This window comes from Modestobacter excelsi, assembly GCF_005930495.1.
Classification (GTDB): Bacteria; Actinomycetota; Actinomycetes; order Mycobacteriales; family Geodermatophilaceae; genus Modestobacter; species Modestobacter excelsi.
In genome coordinates this window covers 1-17,372 of the sequence record NZ_SJEX01000098.1, presented here as the reverse complement: position 1 = coordinate 17,372, position 17,372 = coordinate 1, and the positions used below count along the sequence as shown (strand labels likewise).

Annotated in this window: 19 protein-coding genes and 1 tRNA gene; 9 read left to right on the top strand and 11 right to left on the bottom strand. The window is 75.7% G+C overall.

The genetic code is table 11. The annotated features are described in order from the left end of the window. From FHL80_RS22410 to FHL80_RS22400, 3 genes are all read right to left on the bottom strand, one after another. A partial coding sequence (locus FHL80_RS22410) for a PP2C family protein-serine/threonine phosphatase (RefSeq protein WP_138735554.1) occupies positions 1-1,279 on the bottom strand: 1,279 nt, incomplete at its 3' end. After that, positions 1,276-1,737: an FHA domain-containing protein FhaB/FipA gene (locus FHL80_RS22405; RefSeq protein WP_138735553.1), complete on the bottom strand. Its 462-nt coding sequence runs from the start codon at positions 1,735-1,737 to the stop codon at positions 1,276-1,278. The genes FHL80_RS22405 and FHL80_RS22410, both read right to left, overlap by 4 nt. A 34-nt stretch (positions 1,738-1,771) precedes the next feature. Beyond that, entirely contained in the window at positions 1,772-2,569 is a 798-nt protein-coding gene (locus tag FHL80_RS22400; RefSeq protein WP_138735552.1) for an FHA domain-containing protein, read from the bottom strand. Positions 2,570-2,818: 249 nt separating this feature from the next. On the opposite strand from FHL80_RS22400, the gene FHL80_RS22395 reads away from it, so the two are divergent. After that, positions 2,819-2,901, top strand: a tRNA-Leu gene (locus FHL80_RS22395). 65 nt (positions 2,902-2,966) lie between these two features. Here FHL80_RS22395 and FHL80_RS22390 read toward each other — a convergent pair. Beyond that, complete coding sequence (locus tag FHL80_RS22390) at positions 2,967-3,506, bottom strand: DUF1707 SHOCT-like domain-containing protein (RefSeq protein ID WP_138735551.1); 540 nt, start codon at positions 3,504-3,506, stop codon at positions 2,967-2,969. Between the two features lie 140 nt (positions 3,507-3,646). On the opposite strand from FHL80_RS22390, the gene FHL80_RS22385 reads away from it, so the two are divergent. Genes FHL80_RS22385 through FHL80_RS22375 form a run of 3 tightly spaced genes read left to right on the top strand, consistent with a single transcriptional unit; the run spans position 3,647 to position 5,546 of the window. Further along, positions 3,647-4,567 carry an aldose epimerase family protein gene (locus tag FHL80_RS22385; protein ID WP_138735550.1) on the top strand — a complete coding sequence of 307 codons (921 nt, stop codon included), beginning with the start codon at positions 3,647-3,649 and terminating at the stop codon, positions 4,565-4,567. Beyond that, entirely contained in the window at positions 4,564-5,388 is an 825-nt protein-coding gene (locus FHL80_RS22380; RefSeq protein ID WP_246078883.1) for an MOSC domain-containing protein, read from the top strand. Before FHL80_RS22385 ends, FHL80_RS22380 begins: the two co-directional genes overlap by 4 nt. After that, positions 5,331-5,546, top strand: a complete 216-nt coding sequence (locus FHL80_RS22375; RefSeq protein ID WP_138735549.1) for an RNA-binding S4 domain-containing protein — start codon at positions 5,331-5,333, stop codon at positions 5,544-5,546. The genes FHL80_RS22380 and FHL80_RS22375 overlap by 58 nt, the downstream gene beginning before the upstream one ends. A gap of 174 nt (positions 5,547-5,720) precedes the next feature. Here the strand turns inward: FHL80_RS22375 and FHL80_RS22370 are convergent, their stop codons facing one another. Then, a complete protein-coding gene (locus FHL80_RS22370; RefSeq protein WP_138735548.1) occupies positions 5,721-6,674 on the bottom strand; it encodes an endonuclease/exonuclease/phosphatase family protein in 954 nt (317 codons plus the stop codon). A 124-nt stretch (positions 6,675-6,798) separates the two neighbouring features. On the opposite strand from FHL80_RS22370, the gene FHL80_RS22365 reads away from it, so the two are divergent. From FHL80_RS22365 to FHL80_RS22355, 3 genes are all read left to right on the top strand, one after another. Next, entirely contained in the window at positions 6,799-8,418 is a 1,620-nt protein-coding gene (locus tag FHL80_RS22365) for a CYTH and CHAD domain-containing protein (RefSeq protein WP_138735547.1), read from the top strand. 15 nt (positions 8,419-8,433) lie between these two features. Further along, complete coding sequence (locus FHL80_RS22360) at positions 8,434-9,627, top strand: metallophosphoesterase (RefSeq protein WP_246078882.1); 1,194 nt, start codon at positions 8,434-8,436, stop codon at positions 9,625-9,627. 167 nt (positions 9,628-9,794) lie between these two features. Then, on the top strand, positions 9,795-10,700 hold the full coding sequence (locus tag FHL80_RS22355) for a hypothetical protein (protein ID WP_138735546.1): 906 nt from the start codon (positions 9,795-9,797) through the stop codon (positions 10,698-10,700). A gap of 68 nt (positions 10,701-10,768) precedes the next feature. Here the strand turns inward: FHL80_RS22355 and FHL80_RS22350 are convergent, their stop codons facing one another. Then, positions 10,769-11,797: an ATP-dependent 6-phosphofructokinase gene (locus FHL80_RS22350; protein WP_138735545.1), complete on the bottom strand. Its 1,029-nt coding sequence runs from the start codon at positions 11,795-11,797 to the stop codon at positions 10,769-10,771. An 83-nt stretch (positions 11,798-11,880) separates the two neighbouring features. Here FHL80_RS22350 and FHL80_RS22345 point away from each other — a divergent pair, with 83 nt between their 5' ends. Continuing rightward, positions 11,881-12,621, top strand: a complete 741-nt coding sequence (locus FHL80_RS22345; RefSeq protein WP_246078881.1) for a GntR family transcriptional regulator — start codon at positions 11,881-11,883, stop codon at positions 12,619-12,621. 3 nt (positions 12,622-12,624) lie between these two features. On the opposite strand, the gene FHL80_RS26850 is transcribed toward FHL80_RS22345, so the two are convergent. Both FHL80_RS26850 and FHL80_RS22335 read right to left on the bottom strand, forming a co-directional pair. Next, entirely contained in the window at positions 12,625-13,752 is a 1,128-nt protein-coding gene (locus FHL80_RS26850; RefSeq protein WP_138735543.1) for a GAF domain-containing protein, read from the bottom strand. A gap of 126 nt (positions 13,753-13,878) precedes the next feature. Continuing rightward, positions 13,879-14,517, bottom strand: a complete 639-nt coding sequence (locus tag FHL80_RS22335) for an MBL fold metallo-hydrolase (protein WP_138735542.1) — start codon at positions 14,515-14,517, stop codon at positions 13,879-13,881. 141 nt (positions 14,518-14,658) lie between these two features. Here FHL80_RS22335 and FHL80_RS22330 point away from each other — a divergent pair, with 141 nt between their 5' ends. Continuing rightward, the gene (locus FHL80_RS22330; protein ID WP_138735541.1) at positions 14,659-14,877 is read left to right on the top strand and encodes a hypothetical protein; all 219 of its coding nucleotides are present in this window, start codon (positions 14,659-14,661) and stop codon (positions 14,875-14,877) included. A 31-nt stretch (positions 14,878-14,908) separates the two neighbouring features. Here the strand turns inward: FHL80_RS22330 and FHL80_RS22325 are convergent, their stop codons facing one another. From FHL80_RS22325 to FHL80_RS22315, 3 genes are all read right to left on the bottom strand, one after another. Further along, positions 14,909-15,541, bottom strand: coding sequence for a class I SAM-dependent DNA methyltransferase (locus tag FHL80_RS22325; RefSeq protein WP_138735540.1), 633 nt, complete (start codon positions 15,539-15,541; stop codon positions 14,909-14,911). A 7-nt stretch (positions 15,542-15,548) separates the two neighbouring features. After that, positions 15,549-16,328 carry an enoyl-CoA hydratase-related protein gene (locus FHL80_RS22320; protein WP_138735539.1) on the bottom strand — a complete coding sequence of 260 codons (780 nt, stop codon included), beginning with the start codon at positions 16,326-16,328 and terminating at the stop codon, positions 15,549-15,551. Positions 16,329-16,391: 63 nt separating this feature from the next. Continuing rightward, a complete protein-coding gene (locus FHL80_RS22315; RefSeq protein ID WP_138735538.1) occupies positions 16,392-17,246 on the bottom strand; it encodes a 3-hydroxyacyl-CoA dehydrogenase family protein in 855 nt (284 codons plus the stop codon). Positions 17,247-17,372 lie beyond the last annotated feature (126 nt).

The following is a 17,372-nucleotide window of genomic DNA, read 5'->3' as shown; positions in this document are numbered from 1 at the left end:
AGATGTGTATAAGAGCCAGGGTGGAGGGAGCCGGTGCGGAGCTGGTGCTCGACGCGGTGCTCGGGGTGGTGCGGCACAGCGGCAGCCGCTGGTCGCGCAGGTTGGTGAGGATCCGCTGGGCGTCGTCCCGGTCGGAGGCGGTGATGCCGCCGGTGACCCGGCTGCGGGCGGCCTGGGTGAGGTCGGTGGTGGCGAGGCCGGTCGCCTCGTCCAGCCGGAACAGGTCCACCCCGACGATCGAGGCGTCCAGCCCCTGGAACACCGCGACCTCGTTGCCGTCGGCGGTCTCCGCGACCCCGACGAACCAGTGCCCCATGACGAACAGGTAGCCGCCGATCGCCGCGGCGGCGAGCACGACCAGGGCGGTCAGCGAGACGAGCGCGGTCCGCAGCGGGCGCCGGGCCACCGGCGGCGAGCTGGTGGCCACCGCCGGGTTGGCCTGGGCGGGCTGCGGATCGGCGAGCGCCGCCCGGCCGGCCGCCGAGCGCGGGTCGACCTCGCGCTGCCCGCGGTTGTCCCCGGCGGCGCCGTCGACCACCGGGTCGATCAGGGCGCCGCGGCCGTCGTCCTCGACCACGTCGGCGACGATGCAGGTGATGTTGTCCGGGCCGCCGCTGCGCAGCGCCAGCTCGATCAGCCGGTCGGCGGTGGCCTGCGGGTCCGGGTCGCGCATCGCTGCGGCGAGGGTCTCGAACGTGACCACGCCGGACAGGCCGTCGGAGCAGAGCAGGTAGCGGTCGCCGGCCCGGGCGTCGCGCATCGACAGGTCGGGCTCGACGTCCTGGCCGTTGAGGGCGCGGAGCAGCAGCGACCGCTGCGGGTGGCTGCTCGCCTCCTCCTCGGTGATCCGGCCGTCGTCGATGAGCGTCTGCACGAACGTGTCGTCGTGGGTGATCTGGGCGAGCTCGCCGTCGCGCATCAGGTAGGCGCGGGAGTCCCCGACGTGGCAGAGCCCGAGCCGCCCGCCGGCGAAGAGGACGGCGGTCAGCGTCGTCCCCATGCCCTCCAGGTGCGGCGCCTCGCGGATGACCTCGCGCAGGTGCTCGCTGCCGTCGAACACCGCCTGCCGCAGCGCCTGCAGCAGGTCACCGGAGGGGGCGTCGTCGTCGAGGTGCTCCAGCGCGGCGATGACCACCTTGCTGGCGACGTCGCCGGCGGCGTGGCCGCCCATCCCGTCGGCGACGGCGAGCAACCGCGGACCGGCGTAGACCGAGTCCTGGTTGGTGCCGCGGATGAGACCGCGGTCGGAGCGGGCGGCGTAGCGCAGGACGAGCGTCATGAACGGAGCTCCAGCACGGTCTGGCCGATCCGGATCGGTTGGCCGGGGCCGACCAGCAGGGGGCCCTGCACGCGCTGCTGGTCGAGGTAGGTGCCGTTGGTCGACCCGAGGTCCTCGACGTACCACTGGCCGCTGCGGTTGGTGAGCCGCGCGTGCCGGGACGAGGCGAAGTCGTCGGTCAGCACGAGGGTGGAGTCGTCGGCACGGCCGATCAGGATCGCCTGCTCCCCGAGGGTGATGCGAGTGCCCGAGAGTGGGCCCGCGGTCACGACGAGGTGTCGCGGACCGCGGTTGCCGCGCTTGCGCCCGGCCGCGGCGGCCCGGGGCGGGACGGAGGTGACCCGGCCGGCGCGACCGCCGAAGAGGTCCGCCCGCACGACCCGGAAGGCGGCGAAGATGAACAGCCAGAGCAACAGCAGGAAACCGAAGCGGAAGGCCTGCAGGACGATCTCCGCCATCAGCCCGCCGCCCGGGGCCGAGTCGCGGACCTGGTCATGTGCCGTCCTGCCGGTAGACCAGCACCGAGTGGCCGATCCGGATGACGTCACCGTCGGCGAGGTCCTGGCGGCCGACCCGCCGGCCGTTGACCAGCGTGCCGTTGGTGGAGCCGAGGTCCTCGACGGTGACGACGGTCCCGGCGAGCTGGACGTCGGCGTGCTTGCGGCTGACCCCGGTGTCGGGCAGCCGGATGTCGGCCTCGGTGCCGCGGCCGAGCACGTTGCTGCCCGGCTCGAGCACGTGCTTGGTGCCGGGGCCGTCGACGACCAGGACGTGCGCCACCCGCTGGCCAGCGCGGCCGACGACCGGGGGGTCCTGGGCGCCGGTGTCGGTCGACCCGGTGCGCATCGACGGCAGCGGGGGGAGCGGGGGGCGGCCGGACGGCGCCGGTGGCCCGGGGACCTCGGTGCGGTGCTGGTTGCCGCCGGTGACGTGCGAGGCGACCTCGAAGACGCCGGTGCGCAGCGCCTCGTCGCGCTCCAGCCGCACCTGGACGTCGCCGAAGGTCTGGTAGCCCTCGGCCTGGACGTGCTCGGTGACCATGTCGGCGAGCTCACCGGCCAGCTGCTCGGACCACTCGGCGAGGTTGTCGTGGTCGACCGGGCCCAGGGTGACGACGTACAGGTCCGGGGCGAGCACCCGGCCACCGCCGAGCACGGACCGCTGCTCGTCGGCCTCGCGCTGCAGGGCCGTGGCGATCTCGGCCGGGTGGACCTTGCCCTTGAAGACGCGCGCGAACGCCAGGCCGACCATGCCCTCGAGGCGTCGCTCGAAGCGCTGCAGCACACCCACAGTCGCTCCCTCGCGTCTCGGCTGACCTCCCACTGCACTTGAGCGCTGATCGTAACCGGGGGAGGGTCGCCGGACCGGTCGGGAAGCGCAGGACGCCCCGGCGATGTCTGCCGGGCCGCGTCCCGCGCACTGTCTACCAGCGGGACCGGCGCGGCGCCGCAGGCCGCGCCGGGGAACGAGGCCACCGGGCGGCCCCCGGGGGTGGGCCCGGAGGACCCGTGGGCCGGCTGCTAGTGTTCTCCCTCGCCAGGGCAAGTGGCGGAATGGCAGACGCGCACGGTTCAGGTCCGTGTGTCCGAGAGGACGTGGGGGTTCAACTCCCCCCTTGCCCACCGACCGACCGAGGAAGAGCGCCGGTGACCGAGAGGTCCCGGCGCTCTGCTGCGTCCGGGGCCGGTCAGCCGTGCAGCTGCCCGGGGTGGCGGTCGCGCTGCCGGTCGCGCTGCCGGTCACGGCCCGGGCCGCGCGTCCCGCCGAGGGTCTGCGCCAGCAGCACCACGCCCCAGGGGCCGATCACCCACACCGGCCACGGGTAGATCGACTCGCCGGAGCTGACCGAGGTCAGTGCCCAGATCCCGACCACGAGGACGGCGGTGGTGAGCCAGCTGGCCCAGGCGGCCCGCAGGCCGTTGGCCGTGCTGCCCCAGTGCCCCCAGCCGCCGACCCAGGAGTGCATCCCCCAGCCGGGTCCGCCGCACCCGGCGGGCGCCGGCCGGACGACCGGCGCGGGCTCGGTGCGGACGGCGGGAGGCTGCTCGACCGCCGGCAGGTCCGCGGTGAGCTGGTCGAGCTCGCCGTAGGTGCGGGCGGCGTAGGCGCGGGACAGCCGGTCGTCGAACTCGGCGACGGTCAGCCGCCCGGCGGACATGTGCGTGCCGAGCACCTCGGCCACGGCAGCTCGGTCGGCATCGGCAGCGCGCAGGTGGGACTCGGGCATCCTGGACTCCTCGGTCGGTCGCAGCACCAGTCTGCTGCCGGCGGCGGTCCGGTGACCACTGACGTCTGTCACCAGTCGGTCGGTTCCACGTGGAACGCGGCGTTGTGCTGAGCTGTCCGGGACCGTCCTGAGGAGGACCCATGCCGCTCGACCCGCTCTGGCCGTCCACCGCCCCGCTGGACGCCGAGGTGTCCACCGACGGCGCCCGGCTGGCCGTCGACCTGCGCGGCGGTGGCCTGCGCGAGCTGGTGGTCGGGGAGTGGCAGCTGCTGGACGGCTACGCCACCGGCACGGTGCCGGCCGGACGGCGCGGTGGCGTGCTGCTGCCGTGGCCCAACCGGCTGCGCGGTGGTCGCTGGCAGTGGCGCGGCGCGGACCTGCAGCTCGACGTGGTCAGCGCGGCCTCGCCCAACGCCGTGCACGGCCTGCTGTCCGCGCAGCCGTGGGCCGTGCTGGGCGAGCGGCCGGCCGGCGTCACCGTCGGCACGGTCCTCCAGCCCCGCGGCGGCTACCCGTTCCGGCTGGCGACGGCGATCGACTACGACCTGACCCCCGGCCGGCTCGCCGTCACCGTGCGGGTGCAGAACGCCGGGGACGGGGACGCCCCGTTCGGCGTGGGCATGCACCCCTACCTGCACGTGGGCGCTCCCGCCGAGGGCGGCGTGGCCGACGCCGAGCTCCACGTGCCGGCGCGGACGGCGATGGTGGTCGAGGGCGGCCTGCCGACCGGGGAGAGCCGGCCGTTCGACGGCGCGGTCGGCCGGATCGGCGACCGGGCGCTGGACGACCCGCTGACCGACCTGGTCCGGGACGACGAGGGCTGGGCCCGGGTGGAGCTGCGCGGGCCGGCCGGGTCCCTCGAGCTCGCCGTCGACCGCTCCTGGCCGTGGCTGCAGGTCTACACCGGGGACACGCTCCCGGCCGGTCAGCGCCGGCGCAGCGTGGCCGTGGAGCCGATGACCTGCCCGCCGAACGCGCTGGCCGACGGCACCGACCTGGTCGTCCTGGCACCGGAGGGGACGTGGTCGGGCACCTGGACGCTGGGCTGGACGCCGGCGTGAGCGACCTGCGGGTGCTCGAGGTGTGGCGGTTCCCGGTGAAGTCCCTGCTGGGCGAGCGGGTCGAGCGGGCCGAGCTCGGCGTCGAGGGCCTGGCCGGGGACCGCGGCTGGGCGCTGTTCGACGTCGGGACCGGCTTCGGGCTCACCGCCCGCCGGGTGCCCGAGCTGCTGTTCGCCGCCGGCCGGCTGCGACCGGACGGGACGGCGGAGGTGGTCCTGCCCGACGGCACGGTCACCGACGACGACGCCGTCCTCTCCCGCTGGGCCGGCCGGCCGGTGGCGCTGCGGGCCGCTGCCGCCGTGCACGGCCCCCGCCGCTTCGAGAACCCCGTGGACGTCGAGCACGAGGACACCGGGCGCTGGGACCCCTTCGCCGGGGCGGACGGCGCGTTCCACGACAACGCCGATGCCCGGGTGACGCTGGTGTCGACCGGCACGCTGGGCGGCTGGGACCGGCGGCGGTTCCGGGCCAACGTGGTGCTCGGCGGCGCGGGGGAGGACGAGCTGGTGGGGCGGCGGGTCCGGCTGGGCACGGCGGAGCTGGACGTCGTCCGCCGGGTGCCGCGCTGCGTGATGACCACCCGCCCGCAGGCCGGCGGCATCGGCCGGGACACCGCGGTGCTCAAGACCATCCACCGGGAGCGCGGTGGGGCACTGGCGGTCGGCGCACTCGTCGTGCAGCCCGGCGCCCTCGCGGTGGGCGACACCGTCGTCCCTGCTGGAGTGAGGAGCCTGAGCGAGGAGCCTGGGGGAGGATCGGTGGCGTGCGCACCATCGAGCTCCGCTCCGGCGAGGAGACCATCCGGCTCGGCCAGCTGCTGAAGCTGGTCGACGCCGTCCCCTCCGGCGCCCAGGTCAAGGACGTGCTCACGTCCGGCGACGTCGCGGTCAACGGTGAGCCCGAGGAGCGCCGCGGCCGGCAGCTGCGCCGGGGTGACGTCGTCTCGGTGGCCGGGCAGGAGGACGTCCGCGTCGGCTGACCCGTGCGTTGCGTGAACGGCGGAGCCTCAGCGTGACCACGCGCGGAACGACACGCCGCGAAACACAGAGTTCACACAACTGACGTGCAGCAGGTCGAGATGTGGGCATGGCGGTGGTGCCCGGGCGGCGGTGGTGCGGAACCCGCCGCCCGGGGCTCTCCTCCCGCTGGTGGCTCAGCCCGCCGGCAGCCGCAGGTCGGCGACCAGCGCCCGGTGGTCGGTCCCCGGCACGTGCACCACCGCGAGGGAGACCACGCCGATCCGCGGGTCGACCAGCACGTGGTCCAGCGTCAGCCGGGGCACCGGCACCCGGACCGGTGACCAGGTCGGTCGCAGCGCCTGCCCGGTCACCCGCGCCGCATCCACCCAGCCGCGGCGCAGCAGCCGCCGGAACGCCCCGTGGTCGGCGGTGGCGTTGAAGTCGCCGGCGAGCACCCGCAGCAGCGGCTCCGCCGGGTCGGGCAGCAGTCCGAGGTCCTCCTCCCAGCGCGCGACCTGACCGGGCGAGCGGGTCGGTGGGTGGGTGTGCACCGCCGTCACCTCCAGGTCGCGCCCGCCCGGCACCGCCAGCCGGGCGCTGGGCTGACCGAAGCGGCCGGGGACGACGGAGCGCTCGAGCACCTCCAGCCGGGTCCACAGCGCGCCGCCCGCCCCGGCCGGCCGGCCCTCCCCGGCGGGGACGACGTGCGCGTGCGGCAGCCGGCCGGCCACCCCGGCGGCCAGCAGCCCCGTGACTGCCTCCGGGGTCACCTCGGCCAGCGCCAGCACGTCGGCGTCGGTGGCCCGGACCAGCGCCACGACGGCTGCCGGGTCCGCCCGCCCGTGCAGCATGTTCAACGCCACCAGGCGCAGCGGCCGGCCGTCGGTCGGCCCGGCCGGCGTCCGGCGGACGCCGGAGAGCACCGACCCGCTCAGCACGGCGGCGGCGCCGGCGGCCAGCCAGCCGGCGCTGCGCGAGCGGGCGACCACCCCGACCACCACCGGGAGGACACTGCTGGCCGCCGCGTACCGGGTGAACGCGGTGGCCGGGACCAGCGGGAAGCCGCGGTCCGCACCGGTCGCACGCACCACCGCCCAGCCGGCCCAGGGTGCGGTGAGGGTGAGGGCGGCGCGACGGGTGAGCGGCACCGGCCCATCCTGCCGATCCCCGCTGCGCCGCGCTCTGGGGGCCGCTGACCTGGCGGTTCACCTCGGTGGGGTAGACCCTGGCGGACGAGTGGTCCGGAACGGTGCACGAACGAGGAGTGGACGCGTGGCTGTCGAGCATCTGGAGATCGAGCGCAAGTTCGACGTCGACTCGACGTTCGCACTGCCCGACCTCACCGGCGTGCCCGGGGTCGCCGAGGTGCGGGCGCCCGTCGAGCACGCCCTCGAGGCCGCCTACTACGACACCGCCGACCTGCGGCTGGCCCGCGCGCGGGTGACCCTCCGCCGGCGCACCGGCGGCGTCGACGCCGGGTGGCACGTCAAGCTGCCGGCCTCGGCCGGTGCCCGCCGCGAGCTGCACTCGCCGCTCGGCCGGGCGATGAGGACCCCGCCGAAGGCGGTCCTGGAGCCCGTGCTCGGCATCGTCCGCCGCGCCCCCGCCACGCAGGTCGCCGCGTTGCGCACCCGCCGAGTGGTCACCGAGCTCGTCGACGCCGAGGGCCGGGTGCTCGCCGAGGTGGCCGACGACCAGGTCACCGGCACGGCACTGCCGGCCGGACCGGGGGAGGCCGCCGTCGTCACCGTCTGGCGGGAGGTGGAGATCGAGCTGGTCGACGGCGACGAGGAGCTGCTGGCCGCGGTGTCCGCCGCTGTCGTGGACGCCGGCGCCCGCCCGGCCACCGCGCCGTCGAAGCTCGGCCGGGTGCTCGCCGACCGGCTGGCCGCGGTCGAGGGCCCGGTGCTCCCGCCGGCCGAGCCCGCCGCGCCCGTCGAGCAGCGCAAGAAGGGCAAGGGGAAGAAGGGCAAGAAGAAGGACGAGGACGCCGGGCGCGGGCGGACGTCGTCCGCACCGGCCGGTGAGGTGCTCCGGGCCGCGCTGCAACTGCAGGTGCGCGCGCTGCAGGACGCGGACCTCATGGTCCGCACCGGGCAGCCGGACGGCGTCCACCAGGTGCGGGTCTCCTGCCGCCGGCTGCGCAGCACGCTGGCCGCCTACCGCCCGGTGCTCGACCGCACGCAGACCGATCCGCTGCGCGAGGAGCTGGCCGCGGTCGGGACGGCGCTCTCGCCCACCCGCGACGCCGAGGTCGCCCTCGCCCACCTGCGCGAGCTGGTCGCCGCCGAGCCGGCCGAGCTGGTCCTCGGCCCGGTGGCGGCCCGGCTGCAGCAGGCCGCGATCGCCGACCAGCGGGCCGGTGAGGTGGACGCCCGCAGAGCGCTGACCTCGGCCGCCTACCTGCAGCTGCGGGACGACCTGGACGCCCTGGTGGCCGAGCCGCCGCTGACCGAGGCCGCGGCCCGGCCCGCCGACGAGGTGCTGCGCGAGATCGTCGCGCACACCGGCAAGCGGCTGCGTCGCGCGGTCGGGGCGGCGCAGGACAGCGACCACCCGGAGACGCTGCACGCGGTGCGCAAGGCGGCCAAGCGGGTCCGGTACACCGCAGAGTCGGCGGTGCCGGTGCTCGGTGAGCCGGTCCGCCAGCTGGTCGGTGCCCTCAAGGGGGTGCAGGAGGTGCTCGGCGACCGGCAGGACACCTTCGTGACCCGGCCGCTGTGCACCCAGCTGGGGCTGCAGGCCTTCGCCGCCGGCGAGAACGCCTGGACCTGGGGCCGGCTGCACGCCCTGGAGCAGGCGCGCTGCGAGCAGGCCGAGCAGGAGTTCTGGCTGCGCTGGCCACAGCTGCCCCCTGCACTGGAGACGGCGACGGCGACGGCGACGGCGTAGGCCGCGGGCTCCCCCGTGGTCGTGTTCGGCGCCGTCGTCGGCCTGGCGATGGCGCTGCTGCACGGCTACCTGTGGTGGCGGCTGGTGCGGGGCACCACCCGCCCGGGCCGCACCCGACGGGTGCTGACGGCGGTCACCGTCGTGCTGGCGGTGCTGCCCACCGTCGCCGTGGTGTTCCGCGGTCAGCTGCCGATGGCGGTCGCGACCCCGCTGGCCTGGGTGGCCTACAGCTGGCTCGGCCTGGCGTTCTACCTCCTCCTGGCCACGATGGTCACGGAGCCCGTCCGGGGGGCGCTGCGGCTGTTCCGGTACAGCAGTGCGGCAGCCGACGCCGGGCAAGCCGACGCGGAGCGCGGGATCGTGTCACGGCGCCGGCTGTTCGCCCTGGCTGCGGGCGCCGTCGGGGTCGGTGTGGCCGGTACCGGCGCCGTCCTGGCCAACTCCGCGCCCGTCGTGCGCCGGGTGCCGATCCGGATCCCGGGGCTGGACCCTTCGCTGGCCGGGCTGCGGATCGTCACCTTCTCCGACGGGCACCTGTCGGCCACCTACGGCGGGCGCCGGTTCGAGCGGGTGGTGGAGACGGTGAACGCCCAGCGGCCGGACGTCGTCGCGATCGTCGGCGACCTGGTCGACGGCGAGGTCGACCAGCTGCGGGAGGACGCCGCCCCGCTCGCGGACCTGGTCAGCGACCAGGGCGTCTTCTTCGTCACCGGCAACCACGAGTACTTCGTCGACACCGCCGCCTGGCTGCGGCACCTGCCGACCCTCGGGATCGACGTCCTGCGCAACGAGCGGGTGCCGATCCGCCGGGGCAGCGCGTCCTTCGACCTGGCCGGCATCGACGACCGCACCGCCGCGGCCTCCGGCGTCCCCGGGCACGGCGCAGACCTGGACGCGGCCCTCGACGGCCGGGACGACGCCACGGCGCTCGTCCTGCTGGCCCACCAGCCGGTGCAGGTGGATCAGGCGCGGGCGGCCGGGGTGGACCTGCAGCTGTCCGGGCACACCCACGGCGGGCAGCTCTGGCCCTTCGACCACGCGGTGCGGCTCGACCAGCCGGTCGTCGAGGGGTGGTCGCAGCAGGGCGACACCCAGCTGTACGTGACCGCCGGCGCGGGCTACTGGGGGCCGCCGATGCGCGTGGGGGCCCGTCCGGAGGTCACCGTCGTCGAACTGCAGCCCGGGCAGCCGGTCCGGCCACCGCGCTGACCGCTGCCCGGGCGCACCGCGGGGTCACGGCGGTGCGCGGACCGTTCTCGTGCGTGGCGACAGGCCGGGCGCTGCAGTCGTGGGACTCTCCCGGTGTCTCACGATCGCCGCAGCCGGTTAGTACCGCCGTGATGTGGCCGACATGTGGCCGCCGGGGGAGTGGCCGCATGGGGGCGACGATCGGGGTGACGCTGGCCGCGCAGCGGCTGGCGGCGTTGCTCGCCGAGCCGCGGTACCGCCGCCGCTGGCAGCCGCACAGCAGCGTGCGACGGGGCGAGCTCTCCCGGGCGGCCGTCGCGGCCGTGCTGGACGCCCACCTGGTCGAGACCGGCGAGGTGGGCTGGGACCACCAGCCACGCAGCCTGGAGAACCGGGTCGGCCGCGCGCTGAACGGCGACCGGCTCTCCGACGCCACGCTCGAGCTGTTCATCGCCGCGTTCGAGATGACCCGGGAGCACGCCGACGAGCTGCGCGCGCTGGTCCGCGGCCGCCCGCTCCGCGACCAGCTGGTGGTGGCCACCCAGCTCGACGGCGAAGCACCGCTGCCGCGCCGCACCGTGCGCACCCTGCAGGTCGCCGAGCACCACGAGATCGGGCCGGACCGGTCCCCCCGGCAGCACGTCACCCGCCTGCTGCTGGAGGCGGTGGAGCCGACCGACCGCCACCACTACGCCTTCGACACCCCGCACGCGGCGGTGACCGTGCTGACCGGGGGCACCCCGCTGCGGGCCTACCGGGTGACCGGCACGCAGCTGTTCGCGGTGGAGATCGTGCTCACCGAGCCGATGCTGGCCGGGCAGACCACGCACCTGGAGTACCGCACGGCGTTCTGCTACCCCGCGCCACCGGTGCCGGAGTTCCGCAAGATCGTCACGGCGAGCATGCGGCACGTGGCGCTCACCCTCCGGTTCGACCCGTCCTGCCTGCCCCGCGAGGTGTCCTGCGCCCGCTGGGCGGACGCGGCGTCGACCGACCCGACCGATGCAGCGCCGGTGCGGCTGGTCGGGGGGCAGACCTCGCAGGAGGTCGTCCCGGACGGCGAGTGCGTGATCGGCTGGCACTGGACCTGGTGACCCCGTCGCCACAGGCGTGCTCTCGGCGTCCGCCGAAAGCACGCCTGTGGCGGAAGGGGTCCTCCAGCTCAGCCGGTGAAGGACGCCGTCTCGGCGAGCCGGGACTTCGGCACCGTCTTGAGCTCGCGGACGGCGTCGGCCAGCGGGACCAACCCGATCTCGGTGCCGTGCAGCGCGACCATCTGCCCGAAGTGGCCCTGGTGGGCGGCGATCGCGGCGTGCAGCCCGAACCGGGTGGCCAGCACCCGGTCGAAGGAGGTCGGGGTGCCGCCGCGCTGCACGTGACCGAGCACCGTCGTCCGCACCTCCTTGCCGGTGCGCCGCTCGAGCTCCTCGCCCAGCTGCTGGGCGACCCCGGTGAACCGCCGGTGGCCGAACTCGTCCAGGCCCCCGTCGCGGAGCGGCATCGTGCCGGGCAGCGGCGTGGCGCCCTCGCTCACCACCCCGATGACGTGCCGGTGCCCCCGGTCGAACCGGGCGGTGACCAGCTTGCAGACCTCCTCGATGTCGAAGGGCTGCTCGGGGGTGATCGTCAGGTGCGCACCGGAGGCCAGCCCGGCGTTGAGCGCGATCCAGCCGGCGTGCCGGCCCATCACCTCGACCAGCAGCACCCGCTGGTGCGACTCGGCGGTGGTGTGCAGCCGGTCGATCAGGTCGGTCGCGATGCTCACCGCGGTGTCGAAGCCGAAGGTGAGATCGGTGCCGTGGATGTCGTTGTCGATCGTCTTCGGGATGCCGATCACCGGCACGCCCTCGGACGCCAGCCACGCGGCCGCGGTCAGCGTGCCCTCGCCACCGATCGGCAGCAGCGCGTCGACCCCGTGGGCGTCGAGCACCTCGCGCATCCGGCCGAGGCCGTCCCGGAGCTTCTGCGGCGCGACGCGGGCCGAGCCCAGCACCGTGCCGCCCCGGGTGAGCAGCCCGTTGACCACCGGCCGGTCGAGCACCATGGCGTCGTCCTCGAGCAGGCCGCGCCAGCCGTTGCGGAACCCGACGACGGTGCTGCCGTACTCCTTCTCGGCCGTGCGGACCACGGACCGCAGGACGGCGTTCAGGCCGGGGCAGTCGCCGCCGCCGGTCAGCACTCCGATGTGCACGGGTTCTCCTCCGAAAGGGTGGTCACACGGCTGAACGGTACGTCATGACGTCTAGACGTCTCGTCGTGCAGTACCTTCCAGGCGTGGTGAGTGTCGAGGCGGGGCCGAAGTACCTCGCCGTCCGTGAGGCGTTGCGGCGCCGGGCGTCCGCGCTGCCCGAGCACACCCTCCTCCCCCCGGAGCCGGTGCTGTGCGCCGAGTACGGGGTCAGCCGGATCACCCTGCGCCGGGCGGTCGACGGGCTGGTCGCCGACGGGCACCTGGTCCGCGAGCAGGGCCGCGGCACGTTCGTGAGCCGGCCGGGGATCCGGCACGAGTACCGCGAGAGCTTCGTGCACCGGATCGCCGGGTTCCACTCGGTGATGACCGAGCAGGGCGCCCAGGTGGGCACCACGGTGCTCAGCCAGAAGGTGGTGCCGGCCGCACCGGCCATCGCCGCCGAGCTGAGCATCGCCACCGCCGACGACGTCGTCGAGCTGGTCCGGCTGCGCAGCGTCGACGGGCTGCCCAACCACGTCGTCCGCAGCTTCCTGGCCGCCGACCGCTACCCCAAGGCGGCCAGCGAGGACTTCGGGCACGGCTCGCTCTACGAGTTCCTCCGCCGGGAGTACCAGGCCGACCTCGCCCACGCCCGCCTGGTCGTGGACGTCGGGACGGCGGCCGCCGACGAGGCCGAGGTGCTCGACGTCATCGCCGGCTCCCCGCTGCTGGTCGTGCGGACCACCGTGCGGGACAGCGCCGGCCACCCGCTGGTGCACAGCTTCTCCCGGCTGCGCCCGGACGTGAGCCAGGTCGAGTTCGAGGTGTCCGTCGGCGGTCGTTGACCGTCAGGCGCTGACCGGCACCGGCGGCGAGGTCGCCGCGAGCCGCAGCCGCTGGGCGCGCAGCAGCACCCGGTCCAGCGCGTGCCCGACGTGCCGGGCCAGGTCGGTGACGACCGCGGACAGCGGCGCGTCCAGCTCCCGGGTGTGCCCCCAGCCGACCAGCAGCCCCGCCGCCGCGGTGTGCTGGCCGAGCACGATCGGGACGGCGAGCGCCGACTCCGCGCCGACCGGGAAGCGGGCCAGCGCCGGGAACTCCGCCTCGCCCGCGGCCCGGGAGCCCACCGGCACCGGCCGCCGCTCCCGCACGGCCGTCGCCATCGGGTGCGCGTCCGTCAGGTGGAGACCGGTGGCCACCCGGGTGGTCGGTGGGCTGCCGGCCTCCGCGGCCCACACCCGCAGGTCGCTGCTGCCGGTCTCGGCGAGCCCCAGCAGCGCCACCGTGGCCCCGAGCGGCGAGCGGACGAACCGGTCGATGCCGTGCAGGACCTCCAGCAGCGTCTCGGCCGGCTGCAGCTCCTGGCTCAGCCGGGCCGCGATCCGGGCGCGGTCGGCGGCGGCCTCGGCCTCGACGTAGGCGGCGCGGGCCGCGTCGGCGGTCCTGCTCGCGGCGACGGCGGCCCGGGCCGCCGTCGCGACCGCCTCCCGCTCGGCCAGCTCGAGGGCCTGGAACTGCAGCCGCCGGGCCGCCTCGGCGGCCAGCCCGTGCAGCGCTGCCAGCTCCTGCGGCGACCAGTCGCGGGGCTGGTCGTCGGACACGGACAGCACGCCGATCGGCCTGCCGTGCACGTCGGCCAGCGGCATCGCGGCGTAGGCGACGATCTGCATGTCCACGACGCCCGGGCTGTCCCGCAGCTCCGGGTCCTCCCGGGCGTCGCGGAGCACCAGCGGCCGGCCGGTGGAGACCACCCGCAGGCTCATCGAGTGGCTCAGCGGCATCGACCGGCGGGTCTCCCACGGCTCGGGCAGGCCGTGGGCCCCCGGGTACACCTGGCCGCTCTTGGAGACCAGCACCACCAGGGCCCGCTGGACGCGGAGCTCGGCGCAGACCCGGGCGGCCAGCTCGTCGAACACCTCGTCGGCGCGCGCGGGCAGCGGCGCCCAGGTGGGCAGCTCGTGGCCGGTGCTCTCCATGGCCGTCTTCCCGCCTCGTCGTCGTACGCCTGACGCCGGCGGGCCGGCTGCGGTGCGCTCACCTGTTGTGCGCAGCCCGATGCTCTCAGATGTCAGCCGCCGGTGGACGGCTTCCCCCCGAGCAGTTCAGACCGCGACGGACTCCCCGGGCGCCAGCCGCTGGTACGGGGTCGGCTGACCCGGGCCGCCGGCACCCAGCAGCCGCGCGACGCCGCCCAGGCCCAGGTCGCTGAGCAGCGCGTCGTGCACCGCGAACGCCCGTTCAGCCTGTACCTCGCGCAGGTAGTCGATCAGCTCGCCCAGCTTCGACCACGGTGCGTGCGCCGGCAGCAGCAGCGTCGGGACGGCGACCTCGGGGACGGTCAGGGCGTCCCCGGGGTGGAACACCGTGCCCTCGACGAGGAAGCCGACGTTGGCCACCCGGGGGATGTCCGGGTGGATGACCGCGTGCCACTCACCGTGGACCGAGACGTCGAACCCGGCCGCGGTGAACGTGTCGCCGGCGCCGACGACGTGCACCCGGGGGCCGAGGCCCTCCAGCTGGGCGGCGACCGAGGCGTTGGTCCACAGCTCGAGCGCGGGGTCGGCCTCGAGCGCGGCACGGACCTTCCCCGGCACGAAGTGGTCGGCGTGCTCGTGCGTCACCAGCAGCGCCGAGGCGCCGGCCCACGCGTCGTCCGCGGTGAAGGAGCCGGGGTCGACGACCAGCCGGCGGTCGCCGTCGGACAGGACGACACAGGCGTGTCCGTGCTTGGTGAGCTGCACCGGGGCCTCCTCGCAGGCGGGTGGGGTCGCAGGCACGGTGCCACGCGCGCCTGGGAGTCCGGTGACCGGGGCGGTGACCCGATGGGGTGAGCACCGCACCCCCGGCTGTCCCGGTGCCACGCCGCTGCCGACAACCGGGGCATGACCTCCTCGACGCTCACCCTCGTCGCCGCCCGCAGCCGTGCGCACGGACCGACGGCCGCCCTGTGGCACGCCGTCGAGGTGCACCGGGTCCTCGCCGATCTGGACGGGGCCTGCGAGCTCACCGTCTGCGGCGCGCTGGCCCGGGTGACCACCGAGCGGGTCTGGCCCGCTGCCGGCACCGACGTCTGCCCGACCTGCGTCGTCCTCACCCGCTGACCCGGGCGCACCGGCGGGTGTTCCACGTGGATCAACGCCGGGTGCCGGCCGGGCCGACGGCCCGCGCGGCGAGGACGGCGTAGCGCCGCCGGTCGCCGTCCTGCGGCCGGTGCACGCGCTCGACCTCGGCGAGGCCGGCCTCCCCGAGCCGGCGCGCGAGCTCCTCCGCCGGCCAGCGGTGCGCCTCGACCACGCGGTGCGCGAACGGCTCGCACACGGGGCCGTCGAAGAACCCGACCACCAGTGCGCCACCCGGCGCCAGGACGCGACGCACCTCGGCCAGGACGCCGTCCAGCTCCCCCGGCGCGAGGTGGATCAGGGAGAACCAGGCCAGGACGCCGGCCACCGACGCGTCCGGGCGCGCCAGCTCGGCCAGGGACCCCAGCTCGAACCGCACGGCCGGGTGCGACCGCCGTGCATGGGCGATGAACTCCGGCACCAGGTCGATCCCGGTGACGTCCGCGCCCGTCCGGCCCAGGAAGCCGCTGAGGTGCCCGGGCCCGCACCCGAGGTCCAGGACCGGACCGGCCGACCGGCCGAGGTGGCCCTCGATCAGCCGCAGGTCGTCCGGGTGCACGCTGTCCACGGACCCGAACAGCTCGATGTACCGCCCGGCCAGCGACGAGTAGGCCTGCGCGACGCGCTCGGCCGGCCGGGTCGCCACGCCGGGGTCAGCGGCCGGTGAACCGGGCCGGCCGCTTGGCCAGGAACGCCTCGACGGCCTCGCGGTGGTCGGCGGTGCCGCCCAGCTCGGTCTGCAGCCGGGCCTCCAGCGCCAGGGTGTCCTGCAGGGAGTCGGTGGCGGCGGTGGCCAGCACCTCCTTGATGGCCCGGTAGGCCCGGGTCGGCCCGGCGGCGAGCCGGGCGGCCAGCGCCTGCGACTCGGCCAGCACCTGCTCCGGCGGGACGACGCGGTGCACCAGCCCCCACTGGCCCGCGGTCTCGGCGGTGAACGGCTCGGGCAGCAGCAGCAGCTCGGTGGCGCGCGAGCCCCCCACGCAGTGGACCAGCCGGGAGGCCAGCCCCGAGTCGCTGGACAGCCCGATGCCGGCGAACGCGGTGGTGAACTTCGCGCCGGCGGCCGCGACCCGCAGGTCACCGGCGAGCGCGATGCCCAGTCCGGCCCCGGCGCAGGCGCCGTTGATGCCGACCACGAGCGGCACCTGCAGCCCGGCCAGCGCCAGCAGCAGCGGGTTGTACTCCGCCTCCACCACCGACAGCGAGCTCTCCGCGTTCCCGCGCAGCACCTCCACGTGCTCGCCGAGGTCCTGGCCGACGCAGAACGCCCGCCCGGACCCGGTCAGCAGCACCGCGCGCACCGAGGAGTCCGCGGCCACCTCCCGGACCAGCGTGATCAGCTCGGTGCGCAGCTGGTGCGAGAGCGCCGGCCGCTGCAGGGTCAGCGTGGTCACGCCGTCGGCGTCGGTCCGGGTCACCGTGGGGTCGGACATCGGCGTCCTCTCAGGGAAGGGGTGGGGTCCCAGCGCATCGCTCCCCGAGCGCTGGGACTCCGCTCAGGTGTAGTCGTGGAAGCCGCGGCCGGTCTTGCGGCCCAGCTCGCCGGCGGCCACCTTGTCCCGCAGCAGCTGCGGCGGGGTGAACCGTTCACCGAGGGTCCCGGCCAGGTACTCCGCGATCGCCAGCCGCACGTCCAGGCCGACCAGGTCGGTGGAGCGCAGCGGGCCCATCGGGTGCCGGTAGCCCAGCTCCATCGCGGCGTCGATCGCCTCGGCGTCGGCCACGCCCTCCTCGAGCATCCGGATCGCCTCCAGCCCGAGGAGCACGCCCAGCCGGGAGGAGGCGAAACCGGGGGAGTCCTTGACCACGACGTCGGTCTTGCCCAGCGCCCGCACCCAGCCGCGCGCGGACTCGACGACGTCGGCGGCCGTCTCCGGGGCGACGACGACCTCGACCAGCTTCGACGCCGGCACCGGGTTGAAGAAGTGCATGCCCAGGAAGCGCGCCGGGCGCTGCAGCGCCGCGGCCAGCTCGGTGACCGACAGCGAGGAGGTGTTGGTCGCCAGCACGGCGTCCGGGCCCAGCGCCTGCTCCGCCGCGGTGAGCACGGTGACCTTCAGGTCGGCGCGTTCCGGGACCGCCTCCACGACCAGCCCGGTGCCGGGGGACAGCTCGGCCGCCGCGTCGACCAGGGACAGCCGGGCGAAGGTGTCGCCGACCTCGCCGGTGAGCTTCCCGCGGCGGGCTGACTCCTCGAGACCGTCGGCGATCCGGCCGCGGGCGGCGTCGGCGGCGTCGCCGCCGGCCTCGACGACCTCGACCCGGGCGCCGGCGAGCAGGAACGCCTGGGCGATCCCGGCCCCCATCCGGCCCCCGCCGATCACGCCCACCTGGTCCGGGACGTCGCTCATGGCCACCGTCTCCTCGGTCCGGCCGCGCGCCGCCGTGCTCCGTCGCCGGCTCCGACATCGCGGACGCCGCTCATCATGCCCAGCCACCGGGACGACGACCGAGCGGGGGCAGGCGCCCTCATCGAC

Excerpts from the sequence above, each read along its gene's own strand:
- FHL80_RS22320 (WP_138735539.1), bottom strand. The coding sequence starts at position 16,328 with ATGTCCGACCCCACGGTGACCCGGACCGACGCCGACGGCGTGACCACG.
- FHL80_RS26850 (WP_138735543.1), bottom strand. The coding sequence starts at position 13,752 with ATGGAGAGCACCGGCCACGAGCTGCCCACCTGGGCGCCGCTGCCCGCG.
- FHL80_RS22390 (WP_138735551.1), bottom strand. The coding sequence starts at position 3,506 with ATGCCCGAGTCCCACCTGCGCGCTGCCGATGCCGACCGAGCTGCCGTG.
- FHL80_RS22315 (WP_138735538.1), bottom strand. The coding sequence starts at position 17,246 with ATGAGCGACGTCCCGGACCAGGTGGGCGTGATCGGCGGGGGCCGGATG.
- FHL80_RS22405 (WP_138735553.1), bottom strand. The coding sequence starts at position 1,737 with ATGGCGGAGATCGTCCTGCAGGCCTTCCGCTTCGGTTTCCTGCTGTTG.
- FHL80_RS22330 (WP_138735541.1), top strand. The coding sequence starts at position 14,659 with ATGACCTCCTCGACGCTCACCCTCGTCGCCGCCCGCAGCCGTGCGCAC.
- FHL80_RS22385 (WP_138735550.1), top strand. The coding sequence starts at position 3,647 with ATGCCGCTCGACCCGCTCTGGCCGTCCACCGCCCCGCTGGACGCCGAG.
- FHL80_RS22355 (WP_138735546.1), top strand. The coding sequence starts at position 9,795 with ATGGGGGCGACGATCGGGGTGACGCTGGCCGCGCAGCGGCTGGCGGCG.